The organism is Azospirillum sp. B21 (assembly GCF_008364825.1).
Classification (GTDB): domain Bacteria; phylum Pseudomonadota; class Alphaproteobacteria; order Azospirillales; family Azospirillaceae; genus Azospirillum.
This window is the reverse complement of sequence record NZ_VTTO01000004.1, coordinates 224,630-243,924: the sequence shown is the minus strand read 5'-3', so window position 1 is coordinate 243,924 and position 19,295 is coordinate 224,630. Positions and strand designations below refer to the sequence as shown.

17 protein-coding genes are annotated in these 19,295 nt (G+C 70.3%); 10 read left to right on the top strand and 7 right to left on the bottom strand.

All coding sequences use genetic code 11. The features are described 5' to 3' along the window. Positions 1 to 15 precede the first annotated feature (15 nt). Together FZ983_RS12245 and FZ983_RS12240 are read right to left on the bottom strand one after the other, a co-directional pair. Positions 16 to 225: a cold-shock protein gene (locus FZ983_RS12245; protein WP_109152670.1), complete on the bottom strand. Its 210-nt coding sequence runs from the start codon at positions 223 to 225 to the stop codon at positions 16 to 18. A gap of 289 nt (positions 226 to 514) precedes the next feature. Then, a complete protein-coding gene (locus FZ983_RS12240; RefSeq protein ID WP_149223822.1) occupies positions 515 to 1,936 on the bottom strand; it encodes a sigma-54 dependent transcriptional regulator in 1,422 nt (473 codons plus the stop codon). Between the two features lie 207 nt (positions 1,937 to 2,143). On the opposite strand from FZ983_RS12240, the gene coaBC reads away from it, so the two are divergent. The 5 genes from coaBC (at position 2,144) to FZ983_RS12215 (ending at position 10,548) form a co-directional block, all read left to right on the top strand. Beyond that, on the top strand, positions 2,144 to 3,382 hold the full coding sequence (gene coaBC, locus FZ983_RS12235) for a bifunctional phosphopantothenoylcysteine decarboxylase/phosphopantothenate--cysteine ligase CoaBC (protein ID WP_149223821.1): 1,239 nt from the start codon (positions 2,144 to 2,146) through the stop codon (positions 3,380 to 3,382). A 48-nt stretch (positions 3,383 to 3,430) separates the two neighbouring features. Further along, on the top strand, positions 3,431 to 3,886 hold the full coding sequence (gene dut, locus FZ983_RS12230; RefSeq protein WP_149223820.1) for a dUTP diphosphatase: 456 nt from the start codon (positions 3,431 to 3,433) through the stop codon (positions 3,884 to 3,886). Positions 3,887 to 4,017: 131 nt separating this feature from the next. Then, positions 4,018 to 7,713, top strand: coding sequence for an ATP-binding protein (locus tag FZ983_RS12225; RefSeq protein ID WP_247883725.1), 3,696 nt, complete (start codon positions 4,018 to 4,020; stop codon positions 7,711 to 7,713). 173 nt (positions 7,714 to 7,886) lie between these two features. Then, positions 7,887 to 10,166, top strand: a complete 2,280-nt coding sequence (locus FZ983_RS12220; RefSeq protein ID WP_247883724.1) for a PAS domain-containing sensor histidine kinase — start codon at positions 7,887 to 7,889, stop codon at positions 10,164 to 10,166. A gap of 70 nt (positions 10,167 to 10,236) precedes the next feature. Then, on the top strand, positions 10,237 to 10,548 hold the full coding sequence (locus FZ983_RS12215) for a polyhydroxyalkanoic acid system family protein (RefSeq protein ID WP_149223817.1): 312 nt from the start codon (positions 10,237 to 10,239) through the stop codon (positions 10,546 to 10,548). Positions 10,549 to 10,779: 231 nt separating this feature from the next. On the opposite strand, the gene FZ983_RS12210 is transcribed toward FZ983_RS12215, so the two are convergent. From FZ983_RS12210 to FZ983_RS34055, 3 genes are read right to left on the bottom strand one after another with little or no spacing between them, the layout of a single operon-like run. After that, entirely contained in the window at positions 10,780 to 11,805 is a 1,026-nt protein-coding gene (locus FZ983_RS12210; RefSeq protein WP_149223816.1) for a site-specific tyrosine recombinase XerD, read from the bottom strand. A 4-nt stretch (positions 11,806 to 11,809) separates the two neighbouring features. Beyond that, positions 11,810 to 13,813: a hypothetical protein gene (locus tag FZ983_RS12205; protein WP_149223815.1), complete on the bottom strand. Its 2,004-nt coding sequence runs from the start codon at positions 13,811 to 13,813 to the stop codon at positions 11,810 to 11,812. Then, on the bottom strand, positions 13,794 to 13,934 hold the full coding sequence (locus FZ983_RS34055; protein ID WP_167331734.1) for a hypothetical protein: 141 nt from the start codon (positions 13,932 to 13,934) through the stop codon (positions 13,794 to 13,796). The genes FZ983_RS12205 and FZ983_RS34055 overlap by 20 nt, the downstream gene beginning before the upstream one ends. Before the next feature lie 393 nt (positions 13,935 to 14,327). On the opposite strand from FZ983_RS34055, the gene FZ983_RS12195 reads away from it, so the two are divergent. From FZ983_RS12195 to FZ983_RS12175, 5 genes are all read left to right on the top strand, one after another. Continuing rightward, a complete protein-coding gene (locus FZ983_RS12195; RefSeq protein ID WP_149224041.1) occupies positions 14,328 to 15,002 on the top strand; it encodes a shikimate kinase in 675 nt (224 codons plus the stop codon). 51 nt (positions 15,003 to 15,053) lie between these two features. Beyond that, positions 15,054 to 16,199, top strand: a complete 1,146-nt coding sequence (gene aroB, locus FZ983_RS12190; protein ID WP_149223814.1) for a 3-dehydroquinate synthase — start codon at positions 15,054 to 15,056, stop codon at positions 16,197 to 16,199. Positions 16,200 to 16,331: 132 nt separating this feature from the next. Next, positions 16,332 to 16,820, top strand: coding sequence for an SRPBCC family protein (locus FZ983_RS12185; RefSeq protein WP_149223813.1), 489 nt, complete (start codon positions 16,332 to 16,334; stop codon positions 16,818 to 16,820). A 167-nt stretch (positions 16,821 to 16,987) separates the two neighbouring features. Beyond that, entirely contained in the window at positions 16,988 to 17,449 is a 462-nt protein-coding gene (locus FZ983_RS12180; protein ID WP_149223812.1) for a CBS domain-containing protein, read from the top strand. Between the two features lie 126 nt (positions 17,450 to 17,575). Continuing rightward, on the top strand, positions 17,576 to 18,196 hold the full coding sequence (locus FZ983_RS12175; protein ID WP_149223811.1) for a DUF2889 domain-containing protein: 621 nt from the start codon (positions 17,576 to 17,578) through the stop codon (positions 18,194 to 18,196). 69 nt (positions 18,197 to 18,265) lie between these two features. Here the strand turns inward: FZ983_RS12175 and FZ983_RS12170 are convergent, their stop codons facing one another. Both FZ983_RS12170 and FZ983_RS12165 read right to left on the bottom strand, forming a co-directional pair. Further along, positions 18,266 to 18,745 (bottom strand): ribbon-helix-helix domain-containing protein, encoded by a 480-nt coding sequence (locus FZ983_RS12170; protein WP_247883723.1) that lies wholly within the window; start codon positions 18,743 to 18,745, stop codon positions 18,266 to 18,268. A gap of 254 nt (positions 18,746 to 18,999) precedes the next feature. Next, complete coding sequence (locus FZ983_RS12165) at positions 19,000 to 19,275, bottom strand: BolA family protein (protein ID WP_085087049.1); 276 nt, start codon at positions 19,273 to 19,275, stop codon at positions 19,000 to 19,002. Positions 19,276 to 19,295: the final 20 nt, after the last annotated feature.

The window sequence follows — 19,295 nt, the reverse complement described above, 5'->3', positions numbered from 1 at the left end:
CTCAGCGGGGACCCGTCACTCGACGACGCTGATGTTCACCGCGGAATCCTTGCCGTTGTTGCCGCGCTCCACCTCGAACTGAACGCGCTGGCCTTCCGACAGGGCATGCAGCCCGGAGCGCTGGACCGCGGTGATGTGCACGAACACGTCCTTCGAACCGGCCTCCGGCGCGATGAAGCCGTACCCTTTGGTGGTGTTGAACCATTTTACGGTGCCGTTGGTCATGAGCCTCCCCCTGGTCACTGCGAGACAAGTCTTCAGCAAAACGGATTGGTCCGGAATCGCCGGCATCGGCCGCGCCATGAGGTCTGCCGGGCAAGCGGAACCAAGACATTGTGCGGGGAGGCTAGCCGCATGCTGTGGTTGCGGGCAATTCCGTCTCACGGCATAGGACAAAGGATGACGAAATCCCGAGTGGAATTACGACCAAGGCGACGGAACTTTGTCGAAGGGTATTAGTCCATTTCTTGGCAGATTCCGCACTTCGCCAGGAAATCATTGCCGAAATAATGGGTTAGAGCTTCCCTTCGGCCTGCCAAGCCAGACGTTTGCGGTAGATCGTGGACGCACTGATCTGCAACAGGGCGGCGGCGCGCGGGATGTTGCCCTCGCAGGCGGCGATGGCATCCTCGATGGCGTCCTTCTCCACCTCCCACAGGGGCTTGATGGAGTCGGGGGAAGGGGGAACATGCGGGCGCGGCGCCGGGGCGGCACCGGCCGCCGCCAGGGCGGGTACTGCGGCGGGAACCAGCGGCTGCGGCGCGCCCAGCGGCGGCGGCAGCATCTCCGGCGTCACCGTGTCGCCATCATGCAGGACGGCGACGATGCGCACGACATTCTGCAGTTGCCGGACATTGCCCGGCCAGTGGTAGTGGCGCAGCGCCTGTTGCGCTTCGGGGGAGAAGCTGGTGAAGCCCTTCTTCTCCTCCTTCGCGAATTCCGCCAGATAATGGCGGGCGATCTCCAGCACGTCGTCCTCGCGCTCGCGCAGCGGCGGCAGGTGGATGGGGATCACATGCAGGCGGTAGTACAGATCCTCGCGGAACCGTCCCTCCTCCACCTCGCGCAGGGGGTCGCGGTTGGTGGCGCAGACGATGCGCAGATCGACCTTCTCCAGCTTCGACCCGCCGACGGGGGTGAAGGTGCCGGTCTGGATGAAGCGCAGCAGCTTGGTCTGCAGGTCGGGCGCCAGTTCGCAGATCTCGTCCAGGAACAGAGTGCCGCCATCGGCGCGTGCCGCCGCGCCCTCGCGGTCGGACACCGCCCCGGTGAAGCTGCCCTTCACATGGCCGAAGATCTCGCTTTCCATGAGATCCTTCGGGATGGCGCCACAGTTGATGGCAATGAAGGGCCTGGCCGCCCGCTGGCTCTGGCGGTGGATCGCCTCGGCGCAGACCTCCTTGCCGGTGCCCGACTCGCCGGTGATGAAGACGGTCGCGCGCGAAGAGGCGGCGCTGTCGACGATGCGGTAGACTGCCTGCATCGCCAGCGACGAACCGATGAAGCCGTGATAGCGGGCGCGGTTCAGGTCCTTCTCGAAGGTGTCGACCAGCTGGGCCAGCCGCAGCCGCTCCATGGCATTGCGGACCGTCACCACCAGCCGGTCGGCGGAGAAGGGCTTCACCAGGAAATCATAGGCGCCGTAGCGCATCGCCTCCACCGCCGCCTTCACCGAGCCGTGGGCGGTAATGACGATGACCGCGCAGGGCAGGGCCTGGGTGTCGATGCGTTTCAGCACCTCCATCCCGTTCATGTCCGGCAGCTGCAGGTCCAGCAGCACCACCTTGGGCGCGCCGTCGTTCAGCTGCGCCAGCGCGTCGGCCCCCGTTTCCACCGATATGACGGTGTGGGATTCCTTCTTCAGGTATTCCGCATAGACACGGGCCAGCGACGGCGTGTCTTCGATCAGCAGGACGGGGATGGAACCGGGCGGCATGCTGTGGGCGACACGCAGAGGTAGGGGCGGGGCTGCCCCTATTGTCTAACAGATATTTCTGAAAATCCCACCCCCACGCGCATGCGCGGGGCGTGAACGCATCGATATCACTGCCGGACCGGATATGTCGCGGTGCCGCCGCTTGCCGGGGGAAGCGCGATGAACTATCAGCAGCGGGCATCAAGGTGTCGGAAGAGGGGGTTCGCCATGGCCGATCACGCCATTCTGGCCGGCAAGCGCGTGCTGCTGGTCATCGCCGGCGGCATTGCCGCCTACAAGAGCCTGGACCTGATCCGCCGCCTGCGCGAACGGGGTGTGACGGTGCGCGCGGTGCTGACCGAGGCCGGCGCCCGCTTCGTCACGCCGTTGTCGGTACAGGCGCTGACCGAGGACACCGTCTACCGGGACCTGTGGTCGCTGACCGACGAATCGGAGATGGGCCACATCCGCCTGTCGCGCGAGGCCGACCTGCTGGTGGTGGCGCCGGCCACCGCCAACCTACTGGCACGCATGGCCGCCGGCATGGCCGACGATCTGGCCGCCACCGTCCTGCTGGCCACCGACAAGCCGGTGCTGGTCGCCCCCGCCATGAATGTGCGGATGTGGCAGCATGCCGCGACCCAAGCCAACATGGCGCTGCTGGAAAGCCGCGGCGTCCGGCGCGTCGGCCCGAACGAGGGCGTGATGGCCTGCAACGAATACGGCCCCGGCCGCATGGCCGAGCCGATGGAGATCATCGACGCCATCGCCGCGCTCTTCGCGGAGGACGCTCACCGCCCCCTGGCCGGCCTCCCATTGACCGGACGCCACGCCGTCGTCACCAGCGGCCCGACGCATGAGCCGATCGACCCGGTGCGCTACATCGCCAACCGCTCGTCGGGCAAGCAGGGGCACGCCATCGCCGCCGCGCTGGCGAAGCTGGGGGCCGCGGTGACGCTGGTCAGCGGCCCGACCCGCCTGCCCGACCCGGCCGGCTGCAGCGTGGTCCATATCGAGACGGCGCGCGAGATGCTGGCGGCCTGCGAGGCGGCGCTGCCCGCCGACATCGCGGTCTGTGCCGCCGCGGTCGCCGACTGGCGTGTCGACGGCGCGTCCGACCGCAAGCTGAAGAAGGACGGCGGCGGCCCGCCGACGTTGGCCCTGACCGAGAACCCCGACATCCTCGCCACCCTGTCCCGGCCCGGCGAGCGCCGCCCGACGCTGGTGGTCGGCTTCGCGGCGGAGACCGGCGACGTGCTGGCCTACGCCACCGCCAAGCGCGCTCGCAAGGGCTGCGACTGGATCGTCGCCAACGATGTCTCCCCCGGCACCGGAACCTTCGGCGGCAGCGACAACACCGTCCACCTGATCCGCGCCGACGGCACCGAATCCTGGCCGACCATGCCCAAGGACGCCGTCGCCGACCGGCTGGCCGAGGCGGTGGCGGAGCATTTCGCCGGGAAGTAGCGTCTACCCGGCGCCCCTCCCCGACCCTCACCAATCACAGGATCCCCCATGTCTCCCACCGTCGCCTTCCTCCGCCTGCCCGGCAATGACGACCTGCCGCTGCCGTCCTACGCCACCGAAGGCGCGGCGGGGTTCGACCTGCGCGCCGCGGTGCCGGCGGATGAGCCCGCCGTGCTGGATCCTGGCAAGCGGATGCTGGTGCAGACCGGCTTCGCCGTCGGGCTGCCGGCGGGGTGGGAGATGCAGATCCGGCCGCGCTCCGGTCTGGCGGTGAAGAACGGCGTGACGGTGCTGAACACGCCGGGCACCGTCGACTGCGACTATCGCGGGCCGGTCGGCGTCTGTCTGATCAATCTGGGGGAAGAGCCCTTCACCATCGCCCGCGGCGACCGCATCGCCCAGGCGGTGATCGCCCCGGCCCCCCAGGCGGCACTGGTGGCTGTCGAGTCGTTGGACGAGACCGCGCGCGGCGCCGGCGGCTTCGGGTCCACCGGCGTCGCCTGAGAACTCCATCCCCCGCCTTCGTTTCTGTGGCATGATCGCCGCGCCGGAAGGGGTATGACGCAGCGGGCGAAGCACCCCCTCCGGCACTGGCGGCGGGCAAGGGGGTGGTCATGCGGAGTCCCCGGCGGAGCGTGGCGTTCCGCATCCTGGCGGGATTGACGGTCATCGGCGGGCTGGCCGCGGCGACCAGCGTCGTCGCCGTCTCGCTGTTTTCCCGCTTCCACCAGGGATACGAGCAGATCGCCACGGCCAAGGTGCCGGGGTTGGTCGCCGCCGCACAGCTGGTGCAGCAGAGCGGCGCCGTGGCCGCGATCGCCCCCGCCCTGGTCGCCGCCCAGGACCAGACCGCGCGCGAGGCGGTGATGGCGCGGATGGGCGACCAGATCGTCCGGCTGGAACAGCTGATGGCCCGGCTGATCGCTCATGGCGGCCAAGGGAGCGGCGGCCAAGGGAGCGGCGGACAGGGAAATGGCGGCCAAGCGAATGGCGCTCAAGCCGATCTGGGCGAACTCGACCGCCGCAAGAACGAACTGGTCGGCACGCTGCTGACCCTGAACGCCCAGGTCCGGCAGCAACTGGCCCTGACCGCAGAGACCAACGCCCGCGCCCAGGAACTGGCCGCCCTGACCGGCCGGCTCGGCGCCGCCGAGTCGCGGGAGGAGGAGGCGCCCTGGCCGATGGAGACGCGCTCCGGCCTTCCGGATGCCGAGGCGGCGGAGCGCAGCCGCGACGCGCTGGAACGCTGGCGCCGGGACCTGACCGCGGCAGCCACCACGCTGCTGGCCGCCCTGCGCGCCGACCGCGACAGCCAGCTGGACGGGTTCCAGGCAGAGACCCGCATGGCGCTGGACAATGCCGCCGCGGCGCTGGCCCTGCTGCCGTCGGACCGCGCCGCCCGGCTGCAGCCGCTGCAGCGCGAGGTGGAGGAGGCGGCCTTCGGGCGATCCCCCCTGTTCACCCTGCGCGCGGCGGAGCTGTCGTTGCAGCGGGCGGTCAAGCGGTCCGCGGCCCGCAATCAGGCGGTGTCGGACCAACTGGTCGGCATCGTGTCCGACTATTTCCTGGCGGTGGAGCAGGACGTCGCCCGCCGCTCGTCCGAATTCGAGCGGGTGATCCGCGACGGCGAGCGGGCGGTGGTCGCCATGGCGCTGCTGTCGATCCTGGGCGCCGCCGCGATTTTCGCCTACATCCACCGCAACGTGGTGGCGCGGCTGCGCCGGCTGCGCAGCGCCATGCAGGCGGTGGAGACGGCCGAGCCGGCGGCGATGCCAGACCTTGACCTGCCCCCGGCCACCCCGTCCGGCAGCCGGGACGAGATCGGCGAGATGGCCCGCGCGCTGGCCTATTTCGTCACCACCATCCGCGCCCGCGAAAGCGCGCTGGCCGACGGCGAGCGGCGGCTGCGCACCATCCTGGAACAGAGCCCGGTCGGCGTCTCCATCGGCCGCACCGACGGCACCGTCGCCTTCGCCAACGCCCGCGCCGCCGAACTTGCCGGCCGGCCGCTGGACGCGTTCATCGGCAGCCGCCACGCGCTGGCCCTGCCAGGCGCCAGCATCAGCCGGGGCGGAGCGGGGCAGGGCCCGGGGCAGGAGGTGGAGGCGGAGGCCGGCGGCGTGGTGGTGCGCGACGCGGAGGTCGCGGTCGACCGGCCGGACGGCAGCCGGGTCTGGGCCCTGCAGACGCTCCAGCGCACCAGCTTCGAAGGTGAGCCGGCGGTGCTGGCCTGGAGCTACGACATCACCGCGCGCAAGCAGGCGGAAGAAGCGCTGCGCGCCGCCAAGGAACAGGCGGAGATCGCCGCCCGCTCGAAGGCGGAATTCCTGGCGACCATGAGCCACGAGATCCGCACGCCCATGAACGGCGTGCTCGGCATGCTGGAGCTGATGGCGCTGACCCCGCTGGACGAGGAGCAGCGAACGCTGGTCTCCACCATGCGGGAGAGCGGCGCCGCACTGCTGCGGATCATCGACGACATCCTGGATTTGTCGAAGATCGAGGCCGGAAAGCTGGACCTGGAGGAGCTCGACCTGCGCCCGGCCGAACTGGTGGAGGGGGTGGCGGACCTGCTGGCGCCCCAGGCCCACCAGAAGGGGCTGGCGCTGATCTGCGACATCGACCGGTCGGTGCCGGCACGGCTGCGCGGCGATTCCGGTCGGCTGCGCCAGATCCTGTTCAACCTGGCCGGCAACGCCATCAAGTTCACCGACCGCGGCCGGGTGGTGCTGCGCGTCCATGCCGCCGGGTCCACACGCCAAAATCACGTGCGCCTGCATGTGGCAGTGGAGGACACCGGCATCGGCATCGGGCCGGAGGGGCAGGCCCGGCTGTTCCAACCCTTCAGCCAGGCCGACAGCTCCACCACCCGGCGCTTCGGCGGCACCGGGCTCGGGCTGGCGATCTGCACCCGGCTGATCGAACGGATGGGCGGACGGATCGGCGTCGAGTCGGTGCCCGGCCGAGGGTCGACCTTCTGGTTCACGGTGGACCTGCCGCAGGGGGAGGATCCCGTCTTGCCCGCCCCGGCGCCGCTGGCCGGACTGGCCGTGCTGGTCGCCGACGAGGATGACGTGCAGCGCGACGTGCTGGCCCGCTACCTGGAGCAGGGCGGGGCGACGGTGACCGCCGCCGCCACGGTGGCCGATGCGGCCTCCCGCCTGGGGCGCGGGGGGGTGGGGCTGCTGGTCACAAGCGGGGCGATGGCCGGACGGCTGGAACCGCTGGCCGGCGCCTGCGGACCCGGACTGCCGCGGCTGCTGCTGGGCGACGGACGGGGGAACGGTCCCGCGGTCGCTTCGCCCCACGGCGGACCGGGCGGGCTGGCCCAGCCGGTCCACCGCGCCGCCCTGATCCGCGCCGCCGCCCTCCTGACCGGCCGTGCCGCACCCGACGCGGACCGGGCCAGTGCCGTGTATACCGAAGCGGAGCGATCCGGTCCGCCGCTCCTTGTCCCCGCCCGCGCCGGAGCGGGAGAGGGAGAGCGGGACAGTCCGCCGGCCCACGGCCCGGTCCTGGTGGCGGAAGACCATCCGACCAACCAGCAGGTTGTTCTGCGCCAGCTGCGCCGCCTGGGCTGCTCGGTGGATCTGGCGGCGGATGGGGAGCAGGCACTGGCGGCATGGCGCGCCGGCCGCCACCGGCTGGTCATCACCGACTGCCACATGCCGGTGATGGACGGTTACGAGCTTGCCCGCCGCATTCGGGCGGAGGAGGGCGGGACCGGCCGGCGCACCGCCATCGTCGCCATGACCGCCAATGCGCTGTCCGGCGAGATGGAGCGCTGTCTGGCCGCCGGCATGGACGATTACCTCGCCAAGCCGGTGACGCTGGTCCAGCTGTCGCAGGTTCTGGCCCGGCGGCTCGACGTTCCTCCCCGCCCGCCGGAGGTGAAGGTTCCGCCTGGACCGCAACCCGCCCGCCCGCCCGACGACTCGGCCCTGCCGGTGCTCGACCTCGACCACCTGCGCGAGACCTTCGGCGGAGGACGGGAGGAAGGCATTGATGGCGGCACGCTGGACATGATGGACTTCTTCATCGAAACGACGCGGCCCACCCTGGACCGGGTGCGGCAGGCGCTCGACGCCGGGGAGATGGAAGAGGCGCGGGCGGCCGCCCATTCCGCCGCCGGGGCGGCACGCACCGCGGGCGCGCGGGTGCTGGCCGCCGCCTGCACCGCTTTGGAGCGCGCGATCGTGAACGCGCAGCTGGGGGAGGTGGAACGCCATGCCCATGCGATGGCCGCGGCCTTCCCGGATGTCGAAAAAGCGATTCGCAAGCTCCGTCACACGAAAGAGACGGTGCCCCAGCCGGAAGAGAGCATGGCGTGACCGGACGTGTTGGGGCGAAATCTACCTGGACGGGAGCGCCAACCCGAAAAGGCGCACGGTGGACGCGAGTTGCTTGTCGGTGGGGTATGGCTGAACTACTCTGGATATCTTGATTCATTTCGACTGATTCAGCCGGGCCGTCGCCAAGCCCCGGCGATCCGGGGGTGGAAAGCGTGGTCGGTTTCGCTGGCTTCTTTTGGAACAAGGAAACCCGGCGCGAGGCCGAACATGCAGCCGCAGACCGCGACCGCTGGCGGGCCATGCTCGCCGCCTCTCCCTTCCCCTGGTGCGCCTGGACCGAATCGGGTGGAGGCGCCCTGTCGGAAGAGGCAGCGGTCCTGCTGGGCATCTCCAAGGCCGACGCCGTGCCGGACGCGGTGTCGTCGCCCGACTTCGCCGCCGCCCTTGCCCGCCTGCGCCGCGACGGCGAGCCTTTCCGGTGCGAAGGGCTGGCACCGGATGGCCGGCGGCTGGTGCTGACCGGCCGGCGCGGCTGTGCCGGCGACAGCTGCTGCGACGTGGTGTGGATCGAGGACGTCACCTTAGCCCGCGACGCCGCGCAGGACGCCACCCGCCGTCACGAGACGGAAACCGGGGTCGCCCGCTCCCGCCTTGCGGAGCTGCAGGCGATGGCCGACGCCCTGCCGATCCCGGTGTGGATGCGCGACCGCTCGTTACGGCTGTCGTGGTGCAACCGCGCCTATGCCCGCGCCGTGGACAGCGATCCGGACAGCGTGGTGACGGAGGGGCGGGAACTGACCGCCACCGGTCCGGCTCTGGCCGAACGGGCGCGCAGCGGCGGCTTCGCCCAGTCCGACCGCGCACCCGTGGTGATCGGCACCGAACGCCGCCTGCTGGAGGTGACGGAGGCGCCGCTGCCGCTGACCGACGGCGGCGGCACGCTGGTGGTCGGCTATGCCCTGGACCTGACCCCGCTGGAGGAACTGCGCGGCGAACTGGACCGCCACCTGACGGCGCATGCCGAGGTGCTGGAACGGCTGGGCACCGCCATCGCGATCTTCGGCTCCGACACCCGCCTGACCTTCTTCAACCAGGCCTATGCCCGGCTGTGGGACCTGGACGAGGCGTGGCTGCGCACCGAGCCCACCAACGCCGAACTGCTGGAGGAGCTGCGCGCCCGCCGCCGCCTGCCCGAATATGCCGACTACCAGACCTTCAAGCGCGAACGCCTGACCCGCTACACCCATCTGGTGGAGCCGGTGGAGGAGATGCTGCACCTGCCCGACGGCACCACGCTGCGCCATCTGGCCGCGCCGCATCCGCAGGGCGGGCTGATCACCATCCTGGAGGACGTGACCAACACGCTGGCGCTGGAATCCTCCTACAACACGCTGATGGCCGTGCAGCAGGAGACGCTGGACAATCTGGCGGAGGGCATCGCCGTGTTCGGGGGCGACGGCCGTCTGAAGCTGTCCAATCCGGCCTTCGCCCGCATCTGGGATTTGGCGGACGGCGACCTGCATGGCGAACCGCACATCGCCGACGTCTTCGAACGCATGCGTCCGCTGCTGGAGATCGCGCCGCCGGACAAGCAGGGGGAGGCCGCCGCCTCAGGCTGGGAAGCCCTGAAGGAGGAGCTGATCGGCGCCACGCTGGAACGCAGCGTCCGCTCCGGTCGGGTGGAGCGCAGCGACGGGTCGGTGGTGGAGTTCTCCACCCTGCCGCTGCCCGACGGGGCGGTGCTGAACAGCTATCTGGACGTGACCGACGGCGCCCGGCTGGAGACGGCGCTGCGCGCCTCCAACGCGGCGCTGGAGGCCGCCGACCAGCTGAAGAGCGAGTTCATCGCCAACGTCTCCCACCATCTGCGCACGCCGCTGAACGGCATCATCGGCTTCGCCGAGGTGCTGGCGAACCAGTATTTCGGCGAGCTCAACGCCCGGCAGATGGAATATGTGCGCAGCATGCTGACGGCGGGGGAGCGGCTTCTGGAGCTGATCGACGACGTCGTCGACCTGACCAGCCTCGGGGCCGGCGTGACCACGCTGGAACGCGAGACGGTCAGCCTGCCCGACCTGCTCGACTCGGTGGCCAGCCTCACCCGCGAATGGGCCCGGCGCGAAGGGCTGCGCATGGAGGTCGTGGCGCCGGAGGCACTGGGCGAGATCGAGGGCGACGGCAAGCGGCTGAAGCAGGCGCTGTTCACCCTGGTGGTCGGCGCCATCCGCAACCCGCCGGCCGACCGCCGCATCCGGCTGGCCGGCGAACGGTTGAACGGCAGCATCACCTTGTCGGTCAGCGGCGCCGCCCCGCCGGACGCCGACCCGCAGGGCGCGGCAGCCCTCGGCGTCTCGCTGGCCCGCAACGTGATGGAGCTGCATGGCGGCCGGCTGGAGCTGGACGAGTCCGGCGGCACCGGCGTCTACCGCAGTGCCCATGTCCGCTGCATCATGCCGGTGCGCGCGCCCGCCAACGGCGTGAAGGCTGGGTGACCGGGACCCAAGACCCGCCGCCGGCGTTATCCTTGTCCATCCGATCCTGTGCAGTGCGGAGCCGCCGACGATGCCCAAGCCCCTGACCCTGTCCATCCCCCATTCGCTCGGCCGGGCGGAGGCCAAGCGCCGGCTGGTCGACGGCATGGGCGAGGCGCGGGCCCGTCTCAGCGCCGTGTCCGCCAGCGTCGACGACAGCTGGACCGACGACCGCCTGAACTTCCGCGTCGTGGCGCTGGCCCAGACCATCGCCGGCCACATCGACGTGCTGGACGACAGCGTCGAGATGGAGGTTCAGCTGCCCTGGGCGCTCGCCCTGCTGGCCGACAAGATCAAGAACAAGGTGTCCCGTCAGGGCACGCTGATGCTGGAGAAGAAGTAAGGATCGGGGGAGGTGTCGGCTGACGATGCCCCCACCTAACCTCCCCCGCTTCGCAGGGGAGGGACTGCCGCCGCCTTTCCGCACAAGCACTTACCCCCTCCCCCGCCCAGCTCTCGCACAAAGATTCGCTTTGTGCTGACGCGGCAGGCGGACCATAGGTCCGCTGAGAGCAGGGGAGGGTCGGGGTGGGGGCAATCGAAGCCCGCACCTCCCTCCCCATCCTTACCTCCATCACCCCTCCGAAGGCTCCTCCACCCTGCGGCGGGCGAGCGGGTGGTGGTCGTGCATGACCTTCTTCAGCCGTTCCGTCACCACATGGGTGTAGATCTGAGTCGTCGCGATGTCGGCATGACCCAGCATCTTCTGCACTGACCGCAGGTCGGCGCCATGGTCCAGCAGATGGGTGGCGAAAGCGTGGCGCAGGACGTGCGGGCTGACCTTCTCCGGGTCGATGCCGGACTCGATGGCCAGCTGTTTCAGCAGTTGAGCGAAGCGCTGGCGCGTCAGGTGTCCTTCGGCAGAGATGCGTGACGGGAACAGGAAGGGGCTGTGCCCGGCCTCGGCACCGGCGGCCGGCGGAATGAAATGGCCGCGCAAGGGAATATAGGCGGCCAGCGCAGCCAGCGCCGGGTCGGACAGCGGGACCATCCGCTCCTTGCCGCCCTTGCCGCGCACCAGCAGGCCGCGGCCGTCGCGCATGATGGCGGTCATCGGCAGGCCGACCAGCTCCGACACGCGCAGGCCGGTGGCGTAGAGCACCTCCAGCAGGGCCACCAGCCGCAGCCCCTCCGGCCCGCCACGCGCCTCGGCGGTGGACAGCATGGCGCCGACCTCCGCCTCCGTCAGGATCTTGGGCAGCGGACGGCCCTGCTTGGGGCTGTCGAGCGGCGAGGCGGGATCGTCGACCCGCCGGCCTTCCGACAGCAGGAAGCGGTAGAACTGCCGCATCGCCGACAGCCGCCGTGCCACCGTGCGCGGGGCGCCGTCCTTGCTCTGCACCGCCAGATAGGCCCGCAGATCCTCGGTGCCCGCCGCTTCCAGCGCGACGCTGCGCTGGGCGAGCCAGCGTCCCAGGTCGGCAAGGTCGCGTTCATAGGCCAGCCGCGTGTTCACCGCCGCCCCGCGCTCCGCCGTCAGCATGTCGAGGAAGGCGTCCAGATGCGGGGAGGTGGCGAGCGGGCGCGGCTTGCACGGCCGGCCCCGCCGCTTGGCGGGACTCTTGGGGGCGGTCATCGTGATGGCAGGCTTTCGGTGCATGAGGTCATTGCGCACCCCGGTCAGAAAGGGCGGGGGCGGAAAGGGCGGGATCGGGAGCGGCGGGTCCGGCAATGGCCGCCATCGCCTCGCGGGCAAGGGCGCGGGCGTCCTGCTCCAGCCCCACCGCCTTCAGGTTGGCCGCCACCCGCGCGGTGACCACCGGCGGCAGGCCGGAAGGCCCGGCCTCCCCCAGCAGGAGCAGGGCGGCGACCACCGTCTCGCCGACCCGCCCGCCGGCGGCGGCGTCGCCCAGCCGCTGCCACAGCGCCGGATCGACCCCGGCATCGCTGCCGCTGGGCGGACCGGCGCCGTCGGTGGCCTGCATCCAGGCCTCGTCCGGTACCGCGACGCCCGTCGCCTGCAGAAGGGCCAGCTGCCCGGCGATGCGGCTGCGGGCAGGACCGTCGGCGCCGCGCAGCGCCTCCTCCAGCCAGGCGGTCAGCGCACGCGGATCGTCGGCGCCGCGCCCTGTCGCCACGACCGCCAGCGGCCAGAGCCATGCGGTGTCGGCGCTCCGCCCGCTGCGCAGGGCCAGATCATGCCAACGCCGCCCCTGATCGAGCCGGCCCTGCGCGTAATAGAGTCGTGCCGCCGCCGGAGCCAGGGTCGCGGCGTCCCCGCTCGGCGACACGGTGTCGAGCAGCCCGGCCGCCGCACCGCCGACCGACCCGGCGCGCAGGCGCGGGTCCACCAGCTCCACCGCCAGGGAGGCCAGCGCGAGGCGGCGCTGCCCATCCATCGCCGCCGCCATCGCCTGATGGACCAGGGCACGGGTGCGGGCGCCGCGGTCGCGCCGGGCGATGTCCCTGACCCGCAAGAGTTCGTCGCCGGACGGCGGCACCTGGACATAGAGGTCGAGCAGCTGGCGAGCGTCGAGGAACAGGGAGGCCGCCGCGCGTTCCCCGGCTGCGGCGCGGGTGGCGGAATCGGTGGACGGGTTGGTGGCGATGGCGGCCAGGGCCGGCGGGTTGTCCAGCGGCAGCCGGTCGGGCGGAATCCCGATCCGCGCCGTCCGCATCGCGGCCAGCGTCAGCGCCAGTCCTTCGGGGTCGCCGTGCAGGATCAGCGAACGGGCAGGGGGCACCGCCGCGCCGGCCAGCGCATCGGCCACCATCAGGAACGGGTCGGACCGCCGGGCGCCGCCGTTGCGCAGGGTCGCCAGCGCCTCGTCGATGCCGGCGCGGTTGCCGACGCGGGCATGGCAGAACAGAGCCAGCCTGGTCCAATAGGCGGAGGCGAAGCTCTTGCCGCGGGCGAGCGCGCGTGTGCAGTCCATGCCGCCGCGCACCAGTTCCGCATCGGTCAGCGCCTTCGCGGCCACCTCGTCCACTGCCAGCGCCGCGGGCAGCAGGGCCGCCAGATCGGCCGCCCCGGCGGGATCGCCGATGCGCGCCAGCTTCTCGATGCGCAACGCACCGAAGCGGCGGAGCGGCGGCACCTCTCCCTCCGCGACGGCGGGTGACCCGGCGCTCAGCAGCAGCCGGCGTTCCAGCGCCTTGACGGCGGGGGAGGGGGTGTCGACAGGAAGAGCGGCGATCAGCGGCAGAAGCTCCGCCCGGCCGATGCCGCGCCAGGGGTCGGCGCCCAGCCCCTGCAGCCCGCTCAGCGTCCCCGCCCCATCCGGATCGGGCGCGCCCAGCGCCTCGCGGGCGACCGGAGCCGGCCGCGCCACCACGGGGGACACGGGCGGCGGCGGAGTGACCGCGGGCGGGTAGGCCGGGACGACGGCGGGCGCAGCCGCAGGTGTTGCGGCAGGGGTCGGAGAGGGAGACCGGGAGGAATCAGGCGCCTGCATCCCGGCGTCGGGTGCCAGCCGGATCGGCGGGCCGACGACCTGTGCCGCGGCGGACGCCATCCAGCCGGTGACCGTCCAGCCGGTGACCGTCCAGCCGGTGACCGTCCAGCCGGCCGCCAGCAGTCCGGCCAGCAGCAGGGTGGCCGAAAGCGGGGAGCCCGAATACGAAACAGCTCCGGCCGATGGTCGGGGTTCAGCGCGGGAAGCGCTCATCCGGCAAAACCTTCTCCACCGTCTTCGATGGAGCCGGCAGGTCCCACGAGGCGAGGAAAACCATGCCACCGGCGATCACCAGCAACAGCAGGACGATGAGGATCGAAAGAAACCGGCTCATGGCACCAAGGACGCGTTGTGTCGGAAAACAGCGGATCGGAGCGGAGCTACCACGCCCGGCGGTCGCAGGGCTTGGGACAAGCAATGGCTTTTCTGCTAAAGCATCCGCACCCCGGCCGCGGCGGACCCGGCGACCGGGAGCGCCGCCGACGGAGACTCCGTTCGGCGGCGGCGCAGTGTAGCCACAGGTTGGACCGCCGCGCAACCCGCCCACCCGGCTTTCGGGCCGGCTTTTCGGACCAGCTGACGGGGCCGGCTTTTCGGAACGACGGCTGGGAGCGCGCTTGTGCCGGCCAGCTTTCGGCGGGTATGAGTGTTGTCTGTTTCAGCGGTATGACGGCTGTCCCGCTGGATCGGGCGGACAGCGGAGTTGCGGGTACGGGTGGCGGATCAGATGGATGTGACGGGATTGCACAAGGCGACGGCGGCCCTGCTTCCGGAAACGGGGGCCGGAGCGGCGGAGGACAAGACACCGCTGCTGCCGCGCACCGTGGTGCTGGTCGGGCTGATGGGTGCCGGCAAGAGCGCCATCGGGCGCCGGCTGGCGACACGGCTCCACCTGCCCTTCCGCGACGCCGACACCGAGATCGAGGCCGCGGCTGGCTGCACCATCGCCGAGATCTTCGCCCGCGACGGCGAGCCGGTCTTCCGCTCCGTCGAGCGCCGCATCATCACCCGCCTGCTGAAGGACGAGCCGGTGCACATCCTGGCGACCGGCGGGGGCGCCTTCATGGACCCGGACACCCGCGCCGCCATCCGCCAGTACGGCCTTTCGGTCTGGCTGCGCGCCGAATTGGACGTCCTGGTCGCCCGCACCGCGCGGCGCACCCACCGCCCCATCCTGAACCAGGGAGACCCGCGCGCCATCCTGGGCCGGCTGATGGAACAGCGCTATCCCGTCTATGCCGAGGCCGACCTGACCGTGGTCAGCGACGAACGCCCGCCCGACGTGACGGTTGAACTGGTGATCGACGCGCTGGAGGCCCATTTCGGCGTCCAGCTCCCCCACCGCCAGCCGCGCGGCGGCCGGGCCGCCAAGGCCGACGCCCCCAAGGCCGACGCCCCCTGACGGCTGGTCCCCACGCCCTTTCCTGAACCTCCAGCCTCGCGGACTGCCCCGATGACCTCCGTCTCCGCCACCACCCCGGCCGCACTCGACACCGTCCGCCTGGAGCTGGGCGCCCGCAGCTACGACATCCTGGTCGGCGACGGTGTGCTGGCCGATGCGGGCGAGCGCATCGCCGCCGTCACCCGCGGCCGGGCGCCCATCGTGGTGACCGACGCCAACGTGGCGCCGCTGCATCTGGATACGCTGAACGCCGCGATGCTGGAGGCAGGGATCGCGCCGCAGCCGGCCATCGTCCTGCCGGCCGGCGAGAAGACCAAGGACTTCGGCCATTTCCAGCAGCTGATGGACGACATTCTGGGCCGCGGCATCGAACGGTCCACCGTCCTGCTGGCGCTGGGCGGCGGGGTGATCGGCGACATCACCGGTTTCGCCGCCGCATCGGCCCTGCGCGGCATCGACTTCATCCAGGTGCCGACCACGCTGCTGTCCCAGGTCGACAGCTCGGTCGGCGGCAAGACCGGCATCAACAGCCGCCACGGCAAGAACCTGATCGGCGCCTTCCACCAGCCGCGGCTGGTCATCGCCGACACCGCCACGCTCGACACCCTGCCGCGGCGCGAAGTGCTGGCCGGCTACGCCGAGGTGGTGAAGTACGGCCTGATCCGCCAGCCCGACTTCTTCGCCTGGCTGGAGCAGAACGGCCGGCGGGTGGTGGACGGCGACAGCGACGCCCGGCGCCATGCCGTGACCGTCAGCTGCCGTGCCAAGGCCGACATCGTCGGGGTGGACGAGCGCGAGAGCGGCGACCGGGCATTGCTGAACCTGGGCCACACCTTCGGCCATGCGCTGGAGGCGGCGACCGGCTTCGGCCAGACCCTGCTGCATGGCGAGGGGGTGGCGATAGGCATGGTGCTCGCCTTCGACCTGTCGGTGCGGCTGGGGCTTTGCCCGGCGGAGGATGCCCAGCGCGCCCGCGCCCATCTGGCGGACGTGGGCCTGCCGGTACGCCCGGCCGACATCCCCGGCGTCGCCTGGGACGTGGACGGGCTGGTGCGGTCGATGGCCAAGGACAAGAAGGTGCAGGACGGCCGCATCACCTTCATCCTGGCCGACCGCATCGGCAACGCCTTCACCCGTCGCGACGTCGATGCCGCCGCCGTCCGCTCCGTTCTGGAAGAGGCGGTGACCCCAGCCTGATACCCGCATCCCTTTGATCGAGCATTTGCGGATAGTCAGTCTTTCGCACAATAGCCGCCCTCGCCGTTGCCCGCCCATACTCCCGACCAAGACCGCGGCCGTCCCGTCGCGGCGGACAAGGGAGGATGGGCGATGAAGGCGATTGCGGGCATGTCGGCGTTGGGTGCTCTGCTGTTGGTGGCGGCACCGGCCATGGCGCTGGAAGTGCGCGAGCAGGCGACGATCAAGGCGCCGATCGAGCAGGTGTGGAAACAGATCGCGCCCTTCTGCGCCATCGCCGACTGGCATCCGGCCGTGGAGGGCTGCACCCTGCGCAAGACCGGCGGCACTCAGGAACGCGACCTCGCCCTGAAGGGCGGCGGCGCCATCCAGGAACGGCTGATGGCCGTCTCCGCCGCCAAGCACCGCCTGCGCTACACGCTGCTGAGCGGACCGCTGCCGGTGAAGAACTACAGTTCCACCATCCGGCTCAGCGCGGTGGATGCCCGCACCACCCGCATCACCTGGTCCTCCAGCTTCGAGGCCAGCGGCGCCCCCGATGCGGAAGCGCGCAAGACCATCGCCGGCATCTACACCAGCGGCTTCGAAGGGCTGCGCAAGCGGCTTGATTCTCCGCAGTAAAACCGGCGGAAGCGAAAACCAATCCGGAAACATGTATGGTTTTTAACAATCAGTTCTATTGACTATCAGATCATCAAGCTGACAGGATCGGCATTACCGCGCTGCGAAATCGCGGTCGAGTGCATCGTTCGTCCACAAAACCTGCAATCACGAGGGAGATGGGACACATGCCGACACGTCGACTGATGCCGGATGTCATCAAGAACCAGGAGCTGTCCTGCCTGCCGTCGGGCGCCACCGTCCGCGATGCCGCCACGCTGATGGCAGAGAAGCGCATCGCTGCGGTGCTGGTCACCGAAGGGCGGACGCTGAAAGGCATCGTCACCGAACGCGACATGACCGTACGCGTGGTGGCCGCCGGACTCGACCCCGACACCACGCCGCTGTCGGCCGTGATGACCGAGAATCCCGACACACTGGAACCCTCGGCCACGGCACTCTCCGCGCTCGACCTGATGGAACAGCGCCGTTACCGCCACCTGCCCATCGCGGTCGATGGCGAGGTGGTCGGCATGGTGTCGATCCGCGACCTGTTCGCCGTCGTCCGCGCCCATCTGGAGGACGAACTGCGCAGCCGCGAGGCCTACATGTTCGGCAGCGGCTATTCGGCGGAGGCCAGGCTCGGCTGAACGCAACGGTGACCGCAAGGCTGACCTATAGGTAACGCTGCGTTGCGGCGGGGTCGGGTTGACCGGGCGCCCGGCCCCGCCGATAGTCGATGGTGAGCCATTCTACCTGATGAACTGGAAAGCCCGATGTCCGCGCCCTCGCTGTCCGCCCCCGCCGCGCGCGAGCCGATCCACACCCGCCGCGTCACCTGCCAGGGATTCCGGCGCACCGACGGGCTGTGGGACATCGAAGGGCACCTGACCGACGTCAAGAGCTATGGGTTCCATACCGAGGAGCGCGGACATCTGGAGCCGGGAACGCCGATCCACCAGATGTGGATGCGCCTGACCGTCGACGACAAGCTGACCGTCCAGGCGGTGGAGGCGGTCACCCAGCACAGCCCCTACAACGCCTGCGGCAGCATCACGCCGCAGTTCCAGAAGCTGGTTGGCCTGCGCATCGGTCCGGGCTGGACCCGTGCGGTCAAGGACCGGCTGGGCGGGCCGAAGGGCTGCACCCATTTGGTGGAGCTGCTGGGCCCGCTGGCCACCACCGCCTTCCAGACAGTCTACCCGATCCTGGCCCGCGAGGCGGCCGAACGGGCGAAAGCTGCCGGCAAGCCGACCCACGACGACGGCAAACGGCCGGTCCTGCTGAACATGTGCCACATCTTCGACAGCAACGGCGAAGTGGTGCGCAAACATTGGCCTGCCCACTACACCGGCGAGCAAGGCGAAGACTCCGCCCGCGAGGAAGCGGCGGAATAGGCGACGCCGCTCTGCAAAACAGCGGAAGGAAAGGCGGACTGCGGCCGGTGGCCAGGTCGCGGCGCGCCTTTATGCCTCCAGCAGGGTGCTTGGCGACGCCGATTGGCCGCCGGGGGTGGGAAAGCTGCCGCCTGCCGCGACCGCGGACTGGCCGCCGTCGACGTCATCGACAGCCGGCAGTTCGAATGGCGTGCCGATGAACGGATCGCTGCCGCCATGGCCGGCGCGCACATGACCATCCTCGGTGCAAGCTCGCCGGTAGTAGGACGCAATGAAGACACGCACGGCGGAGGTCAGGGTGACGTCCGCTTCCTCGGGGTTGATGCCGCGGCGGCGAGCCTGCTCCTCGATCCGTTCCTTGATCTGCGTGCAGAGACGATTGACGGTCAGTCCTTCCCGACGGCCGATATCCTCCAGAGCATCCCACATCGACGGTTCCAGCCGCATGCTCGTGCGATGACCGCCGATCATGATGTTCTGGCTTCTCAATGGTTCCACCCCTGCCTGTGGGGTGTTCACCCGCTTTTTCTTCGGCCCACGCTTCGCCATCCGCAGCCCCTTCCACGAAGCCGCCGGCGGACATGCGAAGTTTGTGTCCGCCACGGCGCGATAAATGGTTGCATATATCGCACTTTACTAAACGCAGCGGGAATTGCAACCACGCACGCGCGTCTCATTCTTACAACATTTTCTAAAATCGACTCATAGTTGCATTCATATGTATGCAATTTCAGCCCCTCAACCGCGCGTTACTTGAGAGGCGGGAACCGAGTGTTGAAACGCGGAGGGAAGCGAAGCGGCGGTCAGGCTCCGGCTTCGCCGGGGGCGTGGGTGGTCAGGCCCAGCGCGTGCACCCGCTCGCGCAATTCGTCGGCCAGCAGGGCATAGACCATGCGCTGGCGCTCCACCCGCGACTTGCCGGCGAAGGCGGCGGAGACGACGGTAACGTGGAAATGGGTCTCGCCCGCGGCGTCCGCACCGGCATGGCCGGCGTGCCGGGCGGAGTCGTCGACCACCTCCAGACGATCAGGCGCCAGTCCGGCGGTCAGCTTCTCGCGGATGCGGGTGGCGTATTCCATGGCGGGGTTCCGGTTTCTCT

Coding starts and splice junctions, on each gene's coding strand:
- FZ983_RS12165 (WP_085087049.1), bottom strand. CDS start 19,275: ATGGAATACGCCACCCGCATCCGCGAGAAGCTGACCGCCGGACTGGCG.
- FZ983_RS12240 (WP_149223822.1), bottom strand. CDS start 1,936: ATGCCGCCCGGTTCCATCCCCGTCCTGCTGATCGAAGACACGCCGTCG.
- coaBC (WP_149223821.1), top strand. CDS start 2,144: ATGGCCGATCACGCCATTCTGGCCGGCAAGCGCGTGCTGCTGGTCATC.
- FZ983_RS34055 (WP_167331734.1), bottom strand. CDS start 13,934: ATGAGCCGGTTTCTTTCGATCCTCATCGTCCTGCTGTTGCTGGTGATC.
- FZ983_RS12210 (WP_149223816.1), bottom strand. CDS start 11,805: ATGCACCGAAAGCCTGCCATCACGATGACCGCCCCCAAGAGTCCCGCC.
- FZ983_RS12195 (WP_149224041.1), top strand. CDS start 14,328: ATGGATGTGACGGGATTGCACAAGGCGACGGCGGCCCTGCTTCCGGAA.
- FZ983_RS12245 (WP_109152670.1), bottom strand. CDS start 225: ATGACCAACGGCACCGTAAAATGGTTCAACACCACCAAAGGGTACGGC.
- FZ983_RS12215 (WP_149223817.1), top strand. CDS start 10,237: ATGCCCAAGCCCCTGACCCTGTCCATCCCCCATTCGCTCGGCCGGGCG.
- dut (WP_149223820.1), top strand. CDS start 3,431: ATGTCTCCCACCGTCGCCTTCCTCCGCCTGCCCGGCAATGACGACCTG.
- aroB (WP_149223814.1), top strand. CDS start 15,054: ATGACCTCCGTCTCCGCCACCACCCCGGCCGCACTCGACACCGTCCGC.
- FZ983_RS12170 (WP_247883723.1), bottom strand. CDS start 18,745: ATGGCGAAGCGTGGGCCGAAGAAAAAGCGGGTGAACACCCCACAGGCA.
- FZ983_RS12180 (WP_149223812.1), top strand. CDS start 16,988: ATGCCGACACGTCGACTGATGCCGGATGTCATCAAGAACCAGGAGCTG.
- FZ983_RS12175 (WP_149223811.1), top strand. CDS start 17,576: ATGTCCGCGCCCTCGCTGTCCGCCCCCGCCGCGCGCGAGCCGATCCAC.
- FZ983_RS12185 (WP_149223813.1), top strand. CDS start 16,332: ATGAAGGCGATTGCGGGCATGTCGGCGTTGGGTGCTCTGCTGTTGGTG.
- FZ983_RS12205 (WP_149223815.1), bottom strand. CDS start 13,813: ATGAGCGCTTCCCGCGCTGAACCCCGACCATCGGCCGGAGCTGTTTCG.